The sequence below is a fragment of the Bacillus sp. JJ664 genome (assembly GCF_036962205.1).
Classification (GTDB): Bacteria; Bacillota; Bacilli; order Bacillales; family Bacillaceae_G; genus Gottfriedia.
The window spans coordinates 1-246 of sequence record NZ_JBALMS010000114.1 but is presented as its reverse complement, the minus strand read 5'-3'; the positions used below and the strand labels follow the sequence as shown (position 1 = coordinate 246).

At 35.0% G+C, this 246-nt stretch carries 1 protein-coding gene; it reads left to right on the top strand.

What is annotated here, in order from left to right:
- Positions 1-102: 102 nt before the first annotated feature.
- Positions 103-246: 50S ribosomal protein L28 (gene rpmB / locus V7056_RS16370; RefSeq protein WP_499703505.1), on the top strand; the 144-nt coding region annotated here is incomplete at its 3' end.

Below are 246 nucleotides of genomic sequence, written 5' to 3'. Positions count from 1 at the left end.
TAATTGTTGCAATAACTAAAGCGGTATGATAAATTATAGTAGTGTTTCTAAATGAAAATGATCATTGAAATGTTATTCCGTTTTTTGTAAGGAGGGAAATAGATGGCTCGTGTTTGTGTAATTACAGGTAGAAAATCACGTTCTGGTAACAGTCGCTCTCACGCTATGAATGCTTCAAAACGTACTTGGGGTGCTAACCTTCAAAAAGTTCGTATTTTAGTAAACGGTAAACCAAAGCGTGTTTAC